The organism is Pseudoduganella albidiflava (assembly GCF_004322755.1).
Lineage (GTDB): Bacteria > Pseudomonadota > Gammaproteobacteria > Burkholderiales > Burkholderiaceae_D > Rugamonas > Rugamonas albidiflava.
Map to the genome: position 1 here is coordinate 3795675 of NZ_CP036401.1, position 12721 is coordinate 3808395.

Genomic DNA, 12721 nt, shown 5'->3' on the forward strand with positions numbered 1-12721 from the left:
ACGGGAATGCCGCTCAGCGCGGCAGGATGGCGGTAGATAGCGACTCGCGGAGGCTGTCGCCGAAGTGCGCCTGCTTCAGCATCGACAGGCTGTTGACGGTGGCGTCGATCGTGGTCTGGCTGCGGATCAGCTGGTCGTTGGCGCTGTTTTGCAGCACCAGCCCGGCCAGCGGTTGCGCGGCGCCCACCAGCGCGCTGCCCTCGCCGACGCGGGCGATCTGGAACGTCGACAGCGGCGAGATGCCCGCAGCCAGCGCGGGCGCATCGAGCGACAACTGGCCGCTGGCGATGACGTTGCCGTTCAGGCTCAGCACCCGGTCGACGGACAGCGACACCAGCAAGCCGCCGCCGGTCTCGAAGCCGCCGCGGGCATCGGCCAGCACGTGGCTGGGAACCGGCACCCAGCCGCTGGTCGCATCCACGGCGCCTGTGCCTGCGGCCGCGGTGCCTGCGGTCCCGCCAGCCAAGACCAGCGCAGCGAGGCACACGGTAGCGAGCAGTGCACGGCTTTTCATTTTTATTCCACCGCGCAGTGGCAGGCGTGGGCTTTTCATGATGCCCCCACGGCGCAGTGGCAAGCATGGCGTTTTCATCGTGACCCTCCTGTCAGAAATCGCCGGCGTCGAGCTTCGGCAGCGTCACACGGCCCAGGCCGTCGCGGCCCAGCGCATCGCCGGGGGACATGCGCGGCACCACGGCCCAATCGGATCTTTCATTGAAGCGCGGTTTGGCGGCCCGGTCATGGATCACGAACAAGAGCTGGTTCAGCCAGATCGCCTCGAATGCGGCGCGCGACATCGCGCGCGTGCCGCCGGACGGATCGCCGAACAGCACCCGCCCGTCGCGCACGCCCTTGACGACGACGAAATGCCGGTAGCCATGCTCGGCCACCAGCACGATGGCGGGAAAGCCCGCCCTGGCGAGGCTGTCCAGCGGTTGCTGGAAGCCGTCCGCCGTGAAGCCGTGCGCCGCGAGGAAGCGCTTCATGTCCAGCAGCGAAAACCCTTCCCGGCGGATGCGCCGCTGGTCGCCGCCGCTGAACATGTCCGCAAACGCCTGCTGTTCGCTGACGGGATAGCCGTAGTGGTGCGTCAGCAGCGTGGCCAGCGCCGCCGAGCCGCAACTGAAATCGAATTGCTGGCGCACGGTGGACCGGTAGCGCGCTTCCTTCAGGCTCGTGACCTGCACGGAAACGGGGCCGCCGCCGGCGAATGGCAGGTCGACGGCCGATGCCGGCGCGGCGAAAGCCAGGCACGACAGCAAGGCCAGCAGCAATGCCGGCACGGCACGGCGCTCCGGCATGGACATGGGTGGCCAATCCCGCGCCCGTGCGGCGAGCCCAAGCCAGGCCGGCCTCCGATTCGCCGGGCTCATCGGAATTGCACGTTGACGATGGTGGCGTTCTGGATCAGCACGTTGGCGCCCGAATTCTGGATCACCATCGGCAAACCCGATGCATTGCTGAACGCACCATCGGTGATGTGGTTCGCCCCGGTCACGACATGGCTGGCGCTGTTGCCGCCGACGGTGCCGTCCAGGCGCATGTCGCTCCACGGTGTCCCGGTGCCGCCACGCAGCTCCGCCAGGCTGGCATCGCCGAGCGCACCTGCCGCGCTGCCCGATGGCGAGGCCGGTCGCGCCGTGTCTTGCGGGGCCGACGGCCAATCGGCCGGCAAGCCGCGCACGGCGGCGGGCAGCGGCAGCGGCGCCGCCGCCACGGCGAATGCCGGCAATGCGAGCGCTGCCGCGCCCGGTGGCGCGGCCGCCGGCACGTCGGCCATGAACAACGTTGCTGCCACCACCGGTGCGCAGCAACGCCAGCGCACCTTCCCTTTCTTCGTCCGGGTGATTCGATCGTGCATGTTGCCTCCACAGTTCCGCATCAAAACGCGGGCGGCCAGCGCATGCCGGCCGCCCGCGCACGCATGGCTTACCTGCCCAGGCTCAGGTTGGCCTGCACGTTGACGCTCTGTTGCACGAGCGAGCTGATGCCGCTGTTCTGGCTGATCACGGAAATGCCCGCCGCCGATTGCGCCACGCCGCTCATCGTGTTGGACATGTTGAAGGTGCCGGCATTGACCGAGTTGGTCCCGCCGGCGCCACCCGTGCCGCCCGCGCCGGCCCCGCCCGTGGCGGCCCCCGCCGTGGTGGCGCCGGTGGCACCGCCCTCGCCGCCCGTGCCCGCACCGCCGGCACCGCCCGCGCCGCCGCTACCGGCCGAAGCGTTGCCATTGGTCGCACTGCCGCCAGTGCCCGCGCCACCGGTGCCGGCGCCCGCCGTCGCCGTGCCGCCCGTCCCCGAACCGCCGGCCGCGCCTGCACCCGCCGTGTTCGATGCGCCTCCGCTGGCCGCACCGGCGCCGCCAGCCGCACCGGCTGCCCCGGCGCCGGCATTGCTGCTGCCGTTGCCACCGGACGCACCGGCACCACCCGCGCCACCGGTGCCTGCCGCGCCGGCGCCGCCGGCCGCGCTGGCCGTGGCACCCGCACCGCCACCGCCGGAGGTGCTGGTCCCGCCAGCCGCGCCGGCGCCCGCCGTGTTGGTGCCCGCCGCACCCGCACCGCCGGCACCGCCAGCGCCGCCAGCGGCACCTGCGCCACCCGCGGCACCGGCGCCGCCCGCGCCGCCGGTCTGCGTGCCCGCGCTGGCGCTGCTGTTGCCGGTGGTTGCCGCACCGCCGCTGCCGGTGGCGCCCGTGCCGGCACCGCCCGTGCCGCCCGCGCCGCCGCCGGCGCCGCCACCCGCTCCGCCGCTCGTGGCGCTGGCCGTCTGGTCACCGGTGCTGGGCGGCGGATCGCCGGATGGCGTGCCACTCGTGGTGCTGGCCGTGGCGCCCCCCGTGGTGCCCGCGCCGCCGGCACCCGCGCTGGCCGTACCATCGCCGCCCGCGCCCGCGCCACCGGTGCCGGCACCGGAAGTGGCCGTGGTGCCTACGTCCGCCCCGCCGGAATTGGCATAGCCGCCGGCCGCACCGCCGCCGCCAGCGCCACCGGCGCCGCCCAGGCCACCCAGCGCGCCGCTACCGCCGGCACCGCCCGTTGCCGCGCCCGTCGTGCCACCACCGCCGCCGGCCGCACCACCGGTGTTGCCGCTGGTACCGCCCGCACCGCCGGTGGCCGGGCCGGCAAGGCCGCCCGCACCGCCCGTGCCGGCGCCGGCCGCCGCGCCGCTGCCGCCGGCGCCGCCATAGCCATCCGAGCTGCCGCCACCCGCGCCGCCATTGCCCCCGCTGCCGCCGGCACCGCCGGCACCCGTCGTTGCTCCGGACGCGTAACCGCCAGAGCCACCGGCGCCGCCCGTAACCGGACCGTTGCTAGCCGCCCCACCGGTTCCCGTTCCCCCGGCTCCCGCGCCCCCGCTCGCATTGCCGACGGTGGCGACACCGCCGATACCACCGGCCGCACCCGCCGCGCCGGTGCCACTGCCGCCGGTGCCCGCCGTGGCTGCCGAGCCACCACCCGTGGCGGCGCCGCCCACGCCGCCGGTGCCCGTCCCGCCGTTGGCCCCGCCGCCACTGGTGGCGACATTGCCGATGTGATTCACGGAGTTGCCGGTGACGGTGCCCGTCAGCGCGCTGGTCGCGGTGGCGGTCGAGGTATTGAATGCATTGTCGAGGTTCGACGTTGCCGTGGCACCGTTGTTGGCGGCGGCCGCGCCGACCGCCGCCGCATCGGCGTAGCCCGTGCTGTTGTTGTTGTTGTTCGCCTGGCGGTTGTCGCTGCTGTCGCTGTTGTCGCTGTTATTGCTGGCATCGCTGACGCTGTGGTCGACCGTTGCCGTGGAACCGCCGTTGGAATGGGCACCCGCACCGCTTTGCGTGACCGCCGGTGGCTCGGTGGTCTGGGCGTATGCCCCGCTGCAGGCTAGTGCGATTGCCGTGGCAAGCAATGTTCTCTTCATTTGATTTCCTCACTGGGTGGTTGGCCGCGATAAAGTTCGCTGGGTAGTGCGCTAGGGGTTGCCCCGGAGTTGCGCCGGGTTTCAAGCCGGCTTTTGCTCCGGCTTTTGCTCCGGCTTTTGCTCCGGCTTTTGCTTATGGCGCTCGCCGGGCAGGCGCCGGCCGCATGGACGGCTCCCGCGCCAACGACTTGTCGCAAGCTTGGTGCCATGCCGTCGCAAAGACGCCAAGTGATTGAAATCGCTGGAATTACACACCGGGGCAAGGCGGTCCGGGGCGACCGGTGTCACTCGGGTGCAACAAGCGGACCGGGCTCTCCGGCGGCCATCCCTGCTGGGGTCACCCTGCAGTACCGCGACGCGGGCGCTGTCACATGTGTGTGACAGCGGGCGGTGCGGCGAACGCGGCTACAAGCCTGCAAGCCGCGGGGCTGCCCGGGCGCCGGCGCAGCCCGCCCCATCTCACGGTTCGCGCTTGCGTGCCGGCGGCGCGATACTGTGCTTGGCCATCAGCCGGTAGACCGTCATGCGCGATACGCCCAGTTCCCGCGCCACGAGCGTGATGCTCTTGCCGGCACCCAGGCCGGCCTCGATGGCGCGCCGCTCGGCCTGCACGCGGGCGCCGTGCAGCGCCAGCGCGGGCATCCCGGCGGTATCGAGGCCCAGGTCATGCGGCATGATGAGCCGGCCTTCCGCCATCACGGCCGCGCGGCGCACGCGGTTATGCAGTTCGCGCACGTTGCCAGGCCAGTGGTGCGCGTGCATCGCCTCCAGCGCACCATGGGAAAAACCTCGCACGTGCGCCGGGCGTTCACGCGCATGGTCGCGGAAAAAGGTTTCCGCCAGCGCGGGCACATCCTCGCGGCGTTCGCGCAGGGGCGGCATGTCCAGCGTCAGCACGTTGAGGCGGTAGTACAGGTCTTCGCGAAACGTTCCGCGCGCCACCGCGTCGTCCAGCCGGACGTGGGACGCCGCGATCACGCGCACGTCCACCGGCTGCGACCGCGTGGCGCCCAGGCGGTAGATGGTTTTTTCCTGGAGGAAGCGCAGCAGGTTGACCTGCATGTCGAGCGGCAGGTCGCCGATCTCGTCCAGGAACACGGAGCCGCCGGCGGCCGATTCGATCAGGCCGGCACGCGCCCGGCCCGCGCCGGTGAAGGCGCCCCGCTCGTGGCCGAACAGCTCGGACTGCACCAGGCTGGCCGGAATCGCGCCGCAATTGATCGGCACGAACGGCCCGGCGGCGCGCGCCGATCCTTCATGGACGGCGCGCGCCGCCAGTTCCTTGCCGGTGCCGCTCTCGCCCCAGATCAGGACCGGCGCATCGGCCGCCGCCACCTTGCGCAGTTGCCGGCGCAGGCGTGCGATCGCCTCGCTGCTGCCGGTCAGGCGCGAAGCGGGCGATTCCGCGGCGTGCGGCGCCTGGCCCGGCGCCACATCCAGTTTCGCCATGCCGAAGGCGTGGCCGAGGGTTTGCCTCAGCCGCGCCACGTCCACCGGGAGCGTGTGAAAATCGAGGCAGTGGCCGGCGACCAGCCTGCGGCACGCGGCATCGTCCAGCGCGGCGCCCGTGCACAGCGCGACCCACCGCGTGCGGCAATGTTCGCGCAGCAGTTGATCCAGCGGCCCGGCGGCGGATGGCATGGCGAGCATGGCAAGCCCGACCGGCAGCGGGTGCGCACGCAGCAGCGCATGTGCCCCGGCCGCGTCGTGTGCATGGCGAATCGCGAATCCGGGGGCGGCGGCAACCAGGATGGCCGCCGTGACCGGGTCGGGCGCGGGAACGCACAGTAGTTGTTTTGGTAGCATTTTTATAACGTCATTTTCATGAGGACAAGCCACCCCAGCGGCGCGAGGCGCATGCGTGCTGCGTTTCGGCTGGCGTGGCTACCGCCCCACGGCCGCCTTGCCGCGCCGGGTGGGCGCGGATAGAATGCCGTCCGCGGTTTCATGAAGTGAAAAATCGCCAGCTCCGGCAGATGTCGGGCCACCGCCAATGTCAGGACAAGGTATTCATTGCATGGACACGAACAGCAGGGACACGAACCGTGGCGATACGAACCGTAGCGACGCGAACCGTGGTGACACGAATCGAAACGACACCAACCGCGGCGATACGAATCTTGGGGAAGCGAGCCATGGCGATACGAAGCGTAGTAACGCGGACAGCGGTCGTTCGTCCTCAAGCACCGCTACCTCCGCCACGAACAGCACGGATACCACGAACAACGCCAACACCACCAACACCAGCGCGACACCCGACTACCGGCTCGACCCCGCCCGGCTGCCAACGGTTGGACAGCGCCTGGCCTTGCGAGTTCTGCATTTCTTCGGCTGGCAGATGCACTTCCGGCCATTGCCCGGGCCGCGCGGCATCGTCGTCGTGTATCCGCACACATCGAACTGGGATTTCGTGATCGGCCTGGTGGCCAAGTGGGCCATGAACCTGCCCTACCGCTGGCTGGCCAAGGATTCGATGTTCCGGATGCCGGTGCTGGGAAGCTGGTTCCGCTGGCTTGGCGGCCAGCCGGTGGACCGCAGCGCGCCGCAGGGCATGATCCGCGCGCAGGCCGAACGGATGCACGCGGCCAGCTGGTACTGGCTGGTCATCACGCCCGAGGGCACGCGGGGCTATCGCCCGAACTGGAAGAGCGGGTTCTACCACCTGGCGCTGGAAGCCAGGGTGCCGCTCGTGCTGGTCAGCCTCGATTACCCGAACAAGGTGCTCGACTTCACGCAGCACCTGTGGCTGACGGGCGACCGGGAGCAGGACCTGGCTGCGATCCGCGCCGCCTACGCCGGCCGCATGGGCAAGCACCCGGAAAACGCCGCGCCGATCGAACTCGGCGAACGGCGCAGGGAACCCCGCCAGGAACCATGAAAACAGGGACGGACCCTATTTTGTGGGCAACTTCTGAAATCAGGGACGGGCCCTGTTTTCAGCGCAATTCCGCACACTGGCGGGATCCGGGCCGGTTGACGTAAACGTCGGCTGCTACGATATTTCCTGAAAATCAGGGTCCGTCCCCATTTTCTTGGCAACTAGTTGAGTGCCAGCATGCCCAGGCCGGCGGCGGCGATGGCGCCGCCGGCGATGCGGGCCAGCGGCAGCCTGCCCGCCAGGCGTCCGGCGCCCAGCAGCAGCGCACTCATGCCGAGGTAGCCGGCGGCGCTGGCCGCGTGCGGCAACTCCAGGCCGTGCGCATTGCCATGCAGGATGGCGAAGCTGCCCAGCAGCATGGCACCGGCCCAGGCCGGCAGCCGGACGGCGGCGGCGACCAGCACGCCGGTCAGCATGACCGTCAGCGCGATGCCGCTTTCCAGTCCCGGGATGTGCAGCCCGGCCATGCCGGCGGCCGCGCCGGCGCCCATCGCCGCCACGAACACGGCCGGCAATACCAGCGGATGCGTGCCGCCGGAGCGCAGGTTCAGTCCTTCCCTGCGCCCCTGGCGCACGCTCCAGATGCCGGCGGCCAACAATGCCAGCAGGTGGTCGATGCCGGTCAGCGGGTGCAGCAAGCCGTCGACGATCCCCATCTCGGCATGGCCCGGGTGGGCCAGCGCGGGCACGCTGGCGGCCAGAAGGATGGCGGCGCTGAACAATTTTTTCATGAGGTCTCCTGTTGGTTAGCGGGCTGGCGCCGGTGCCTGTCCCAGCAGGCCCTGCTCGCGGATGAATGCGATGACTTTTTCCACCCCGTCCCCGCTGCGCAGGTTGGTGAACACGAACGGGCGGTTGCCGCGCATGCGTTTCGCGTCGGCCGCCATCACATCCAGGTTGGCGCCCACGTGCGGCGCCAGGTCGGTCTTGTTGATGATCAGCAGGTCCGAGCGCGTGATGCCCGGGCCGCCCTTGCGCGGGATCTTTTCACCGCCGGCCACGTCGATCACGTAGATCGTCAGGTCGGACAGCTCCGGGCTGAACGTGGCGGCCAGGTTGTCGCCGCCCGATTCGACGAGGATCAGTTCGAGGTCCGGGAAGTCGGCCTGCATCCGCGCGATCGCTTCCAGGTTGATCGACGCATCCTCGCGGATCGCGGTATGCGGACAGCCGCCCGTTTCCACGCCCATCAGCCGCTCCGCCGGCAATGCCTCGGCGCGCAGCAGGATTTCCATGTCTTCACGGGTGTAGATATCGTTCGTGATGACGGCCATGTCGACCGAGTCGCGCATGCCCTTGCACAGCATTTCGCACAGCGCGGTCTTGCCCGAGCCGACCGGCCCGCCGATGCCCACGCGCAGCGGGTTGGATTGAACCACCATTTCTTCTCCTAATGTATTCATGACCGGCTATCAGGAACGATAAACCCGGCTGTACTGCACCTCGTGCCGCATCGACAGCAGCGACAGCCCCGGTGTCCAGTTACACAATTCATGCTCGGCCAGCGATTGCGCGCACAGCGCCGCCGCCTCGATTTCCGGGCGCAGCGACAGCAGCAGCCGCTGCCCCGCCACCTGCCCCAGCGGCACCGATTTCACGCACACCAGCACCTGGTTCTCGACCCACGAGAACAGCAGCGCCAGCAGCGCCTCTTCATGGGGAATGCCCAGCGCCGCCACGGCGCAGGCGTAGGCCGACACCAGCGGCACTTCGCCGCCCTCCTTCAGCATGGCCAGCGCGCCTTCGTCGGCGATGCCCAGCTCCTCGATCAGCCGCGCCAGCGAGTACCCCATCTGCACGGTCTCGGCACGGAACTCCGCCGTGTCGCGCGAGGCGATGGCCCGTTCCGTCAGCTCGGCCACGCGCTGCGCATCGCGCTGGGTGAACGCCTGCATGAGGCGCCAGCACATCGGCGCTTCCCAGCGCGCCACCACTTCGTGCAGCTGGCGCGCGATCCAGCCGTGCGCGCTGGCGGCATCCTTGACGAGGCCCTGCTCCAGCGCCGCTTCCAGGCCTTGCGAATAGCTGTAGGCGCCGATCGGCAATTGCGGGCTGGCGAACTGCAGCAGGTGCAGCAGCTGGGCGGCGGCGATCATGACGCGGCCTCCTTCGGGTCGCCCGGCCGATGGATCTTCTGGCGCAGCGGAATCGGCGCCAGCGGGCCCTGGCCGTGGTCGTGGTGGTGATGGCCCCCACCGTAGGCTCCCGACTCCGGCTCGAACGGCGCCTGCTCTTCGATCACCGTCGCGCCCAGGCCATGCAGCATGTCCTTCAGCACCGCATCCGCGCGGATGCGCAGGAACCCGTCGGCGACCTGCGCCTGCGTATGGCGGTTGCCCAGGTGGAAAGCGCAGCGCAGCAGCGCCAGCGCGTCGGGCGCCGTGACGCGGTAGGTCGCTTCCGGTGCCGCGACCACGCGCACCACGCGGCCGTCCTCGCCCGTCAGCAGGTCGCCGTCGCGCAGCACGGTGCCGCGCACGGTGAAGATGGCGACTTCCTCGCCGCTGTCCAGCGCGGCGCGCAGCCGGCATTTTTCACGCAGTTCGTATGGCAGCACGAGCGTTGCGTCGATGCGCCCGGCGTGGCTCAGTTTCGTATGCAGTGTCAGCATGGGATCGGCTTCGATTAAAAAAGGAAATAGCGCTGCGCCATCGGCAGGATGTCCGCCGGTTCGCATACCAGCAGCCGCCCGTCGGCGCGCACTTCATAGGTTTCGGGATCGACTTCCATCACCGGCGTGGCGCCGTTGTGGATCATGTCGCGCTTGCGGATGTTCCGCGTGTTCTTCACGGCGATGAGCGGCTTGTTCAACTGCAGCCGCGCGCCGATGCCGGCATCGTAGGCCGCCTGCGAGACAAAGGTGAACGACTTCTTCAGGCCGCCGCCGAAGGCGCCGAACATCATCCGGTAGTGCACCGGCTGCGGCGTGGGGATCGAGGCGTTCGGATCGCCCATCTGGGCCGCCGCGATCATGCCGCCCTTCAGGATCATCGACGGTTTCACGCCGAAGAACGCCGGCTTCCACAGCACGATGTCGGCGATCTTGCCCACTTCCAGCGAACCCACCACGTGCGACACGCCATGCGTGATGGCCGGGTTGATCGTGTACTTGGCGATGTAGCGCTTGACCCGGAAGTTGTCGTTGCGGGACGAATCCTCCGGCAGCGAACCGCGCTGCACCTTCATCTTGTGCGCGGTCTGCCAGGTGCGCAGCACCACTTCGCCGACCCGCCCCATGGCCTGCGAATCGGACGACATCATCGAGATCGCGCCGATGTCGTGCAGGATATCCTCGGCGGCGATGGTCTCGCGGCGAATGCGCGACTCGGCGAACGCCACGTCTTCGGCGATGGCCGGGTCGAGGTGGTGGCATACCATCAGCATGTCCAGGTGTTCGTCCAGCGTGTTGACGGTGAACGGCCGGGTCGGATTGGTCGACGACGGCAGCACGTTCGATTCGCCGACGGCGGCGATGATGTCCGGCGCATGGCCGCCGCCCGCGCCTTCCGTGTGGAAGGTGTGGATGGTGCGGTCCTTGAACGCGGCCAGCGTGTGTTCCAGGAAGCCGCCCTCGTTCAGCGTGTCGCTGTGCAGCGCCACCTGCACGTCCATGCGCTCCGCCACCGACAGGCAATTGTCGATCGCCGCCGGCGTGCTGCCCCAGTCCTCGTGCAGCTTCATGCCGATGGCGCCCGCTTCCACCTGCTCTTCCAGGGGCCGCGGCAGCGACACGTTGCCCTTGCCCAGGAAGCCCAGGTTCATCGGGAATGCATCGGCCGCCTGCAGCATCGAGTGGATGTGCCAGGGACCCGGCGTGCACGTGGTGGCCGCGGTGCCGACGGCCGGGCCGGTGCCGCCGCCCAGCATGGTCGTCACGCCGCTCATCAGCGCTTCCTCGATCTGCTGCGGGCAGATGAAGTGGATATGGCTGTCGATGCCGCCGGCCGTGACGATCATGCCTTCGCCGGCGATGATCTCGGTGGCGCCGCCGATGGCGATCGTCACGCCCGGCTGGATATCCGGGTTGCCGGCCTTGCCGATGCCGGCGATGCGGCCATCCTTCAGGCCGATATCGGCTTTCACGATGCCCCAGTGGTCGACGATCACGGCGTTCGTGATCACGGTATCCATCACGTCGGCATGCACGCGCTGCGACTGGCCCATGCCGTCGCGGATCACCTTGCCGCCGCCGAACTTCACTTCTTCGCCATAGATGGCGTAATCCTTCTCGATCTCGATGAACAGTTCCGTGTCCGCGAGGCGGATGCGGTCGCCCGTGGTGGGCCCGTACATCTCCGCGTAGGCGCGGCGGGAAATGGTTGCAGTGCGAGTCGCCATCGGATCTCCTTTAATTGTTATGTCGGGTCAGGCTCGCCGTCCGGCTTGTCCTTCAGCTTGCCCATCACCTGGCCGGCGAAGCCGTAGATCTCGCGGTTGCCCTCCACCGCCACCAGTTCCACGGTGCGCTGCTGGCCCGGCTCGAAGCGCACCGCCGTGCCCGCGGCGATATTGAGCCGCTTGCCATACGCCTTCCAGCGCTCGAACGACAGCGCATTGTTCGCTTCGAAGAAGTGGAAATGGGAACCGACCTGGATCGGGCGGTCGCCCACGTTGGACACGACGATGGTCACCGTCTCGCGGCCATCGTTGATCGGCAGCTCGCCGTCCTGCAATTGGTATTCGCCCGGGATCATGTTTCACCTCACGGTATCGGGTTGTGGACGGTCACCAGCTTGCTGCCGTCCGGGAAAGTCGCTTCGACCTGGATGTCGGGGATCATCTCGGGGATGCCCTCCATCACCTGGTCGCGGGTCAGTATCTGTGTGCCCTCGGACATCAGCTGCGCGACGGTTTTGCCGTCGCGCGCGCCTTCCATGATGGCTGCCGTGATCAGCGCCACCGCTTCGGGGTAATTGAGTTTCAGGCCGCGTGCCAGGCGGCGTTCGGCCAGCAGGCCGGCGGTAAAAATGAGCAGCTTGTCTTTTTCGCGGGGTGTCAGGTCCATGGGTATCCTTGTCAGTGCGCCGGTCAGGTGCGCCAGCTGCGCAGGTCGATGGCGGCGCGGCCGAGGACCGCGGGGCGCACGATGCGCCAGGCGGCCAGCATCAGTTCCCGCGCGGCTTCGCTGTCGTGGCCCAGCCAGCGCACGCACAGCACATGTTTCATCTGGGTGACGCCCCAGCACGGGTGATCGGCCAGCGCGCGCAGCGCGGCCACGGTATCGGCCGTGACCGGCTTGCCCACCGCCAGCAGCATGGCCGATACCGTGTGGCCCTGCAGGCCCAGCGGGCTGGCCAGCGTGCCGGGCGTCAGCGCGCCTTGTTCCCACCACAGCAGCCGTCCGCCGCGGCGCACCGACGTCCGCTGGGCCACGCGCCCCTGGCCGAACGATTCGCCGGATGCGCGGCGGCCCAGGCACAGGATCTCGCAGCCGATATAGCTGGCGTCCGCGGCCAGCGCCACGTGGTGGTCGAGCTCGACATGGGCATCGTTGAAGAAGATGGTTTCCTGCGGCAGCCATTCCAGCGAAGCGCCGCCATCCACCGCCAGGTCGATGCGCTGGCGCGAGACGCGGCCATTGGCGCGGTACCACTTGGCGGCACCGGGCGATGTCAGCAAGGCGTGCGTGTCCTGCTTCAGGTGGGCGGTGACCGACAGCTCGTCGCCGCCGACCACGCCGCCGGGTGGGTGCACGACGATGGCATGGCAGACCGACGGATGTTCTGGGTACAGGGGCTTCTGCACGCGCAGAGGGCCGCTGTGCTCGCGGCGGGTCAGGCGGGTGGTATCGCTATCTCGGGTAAAGCCCAGCGTGAGCCGGGCCTGCCACGCCGCAGGGTGGGCGTGGTGAGGCGGGAGAGGCAGGCGTTCCGTACAGTCGGGCATGAGGCGTTGTTCAACGATGACCCTGCACTAACAGCAAGTTGCGTGCCAGCATTTCCA

14 protein-coding genes are annotated in these 12721 nt (G+C 69.3%); 1 reads left to right on the forward strand and 13 read right to left on the reverse strand.

The annotated features are described in order from the left end of the window. Positions 1 to 13: 13 nt before the first annotated feature. The 5 genes from EYF70_RS15605 to EYF70_RS15630 form a co-directional block, all read right to left on the reverse strand. On the reverse strand, positions 14 to 514 hold the full coding sequence (locus EYF70_RS15605; protein WP_131146241.1) for a hypothetical protein: 501 nt from the start codon (positions 512 to 514) through the stop codon (positions 14 to 16). 91 nt (positions 515 to 605) lie between these two features. After that, positions 606 to 1307: a C39 family peptidase gene (locus EYF70_RS15610; RefSeq protein ID WP_229420401.1), complete on the reverse strand. Its 702-nt coding sequence runs from the start codon at positions 1305 to 1307 to the stop codon at positions 606 to 608. 62 nt (positions 1308 to 1369) lie between these two features. Then, positions 1370 to 1861, reverse strand: coding sequence for a hypothetical protein (locus EYF70_RS15615; protein ID WP_229420402.1), 492 nt, complete (start codon positions 1859 to 1861; stop codon positions 1370 to 1372). Positions 1862 to 1929: 68 nt separating this feature from the next. Then, positions 1930 to 3900, reverse strand: a complete 1971-nt coding sequence (locus tag EYF70_RS31850; RefSeq protein ID WP_165497683.1) for a hypothetical protein — start codon at positions 3898 to 3900, stop codon at positions 1930 to 1932. A gap of 459 nt (positions 3901 to 4359) precedes the next feature. After that, entirely contained in the window at positions 4360 to 5706 is a 1347-nt protein-coding gene (locus EYF70_RS15630) for a sigma-54 dependent transcriptional regulator (protein ID WP_131146243.1), read from the reverse strand. A gap of 211 nt (positions 5707 to 5917) precedes the next feature. On the opposite strand from EYF70_RS15630, the gene EYF70_RS31640 reads away from it, so the two are divergent. Beyond that, complete coding sequence (locus EYF70_RS31640; RefSeq protein ID WP_229420404.1) at positions 5918 to 6778, forward strand: 1-acyl-sn-glycerol-3-phosphate acyltransferase; 861 nt, start codon at positions 5918 to 5920, stop codon at positions 6776 to 6778. A gap of 161 nt (positions 6779 to 6939) precedes the next feature. Here EYF70_RS31640 and EYF70_RS15640 read toward each other — a convergent pair whose 3' ends face one another. Genes EYF70_RS15640 through EYF70_RS15675 form a run of 8 tightly spaced genes read right to left on the reverse strand, consistent with a single transcriptional unit; the run spans position 6940 to position 12664 of the window. After that, positions 6940 to 7509 (reverse strand): HupE/UreJ family protein, encoded by a 570-nt coding sequence (locus EYF70_RS15640; RefSeq protein ID WP_131146244.1) that lies wholly within the window; start codon positions 7507 to 7509, stop codon positions 6940 to 6942. A 15-nt stretch (positions 7510 to 7524) separates the two neighbouring features. Further along, entirely contained in the window at positions 7525 to 8160 is a 636-nt protein-coding gene (gene ureG, locus EYF70_RS15645) for an urease accessory protein UreG (protein ID WP_131146245.1), read from the reverse strand. 30 nt (positions 8161 to 8190) lie between these two features. Then, entirely contained in the window at positions 8191 to 8871 is a 681-nt protein-coding gene (locus EYF70_RS15650; RefSeq protein WP_131149125.1) for an urease accessory protein UreF, read from the reverse strand. Next, positions 8871 to 9389, reverse strand: coding sequence for an urease accessory protein UreE (gene ureE, locus EYF70_RS15655; protein ID WP_131146246.1), 519 nt, complete (start codon positions 9387 to 9389; stop codon positions 8871 to 8873). Before ureE ends, EYF70_RS15650 begins: the two co-directional genes overlap by 1 nt. A gap of 14 nt (positions 9390 to 9403) precedes the next feature. Beyond that, on the reverse strand, positions 9404 to 11116 hold the full coding sequence (gene ureC, locus EYF70_RS15660; RefSeq protein WP_131146247.1) for an urease subunit alpha: 1713 nt from the start codon (positions 11114 to 11116) through the stop codon (positions 9404 to 9406). Between the two features lie 17 nt (positions 11117 to 11133). Then, complete coding sequence (locus EYF70_RS15665) at positions 11134 to 11472, reverse strand: urease subunit beta (protein WP_131146248.1); 339 nt, start codon at positions 11470 to 11472, stop codon at positions 11134 to 11136. A gap of 8 nt (positions 11473 to 11480) precedes the next feature. Beyond that, positions 11481 to 11783, reverse strand: a complete 303-nt coding sequence (locus tag EYF70_RS15670) for an urease subunit gamma (RefSeq protein ID WP_130190058.1) — start codon at positions 11781 to 11783, stop codon at positions 11481 to 11483. Between the two features lie 23 nt (positions 11784 to 11806). Beyond that, entirely contained in the window at positions 11807 to 12664 is an 858-nt protein-coding gene (locus EYF70_RS15675; protein WP_131146249.1) for an urease accessory protein UreD, read from the reverse strand. Positions 12665 to 12721: the final 57 nt, after the last annotated feature.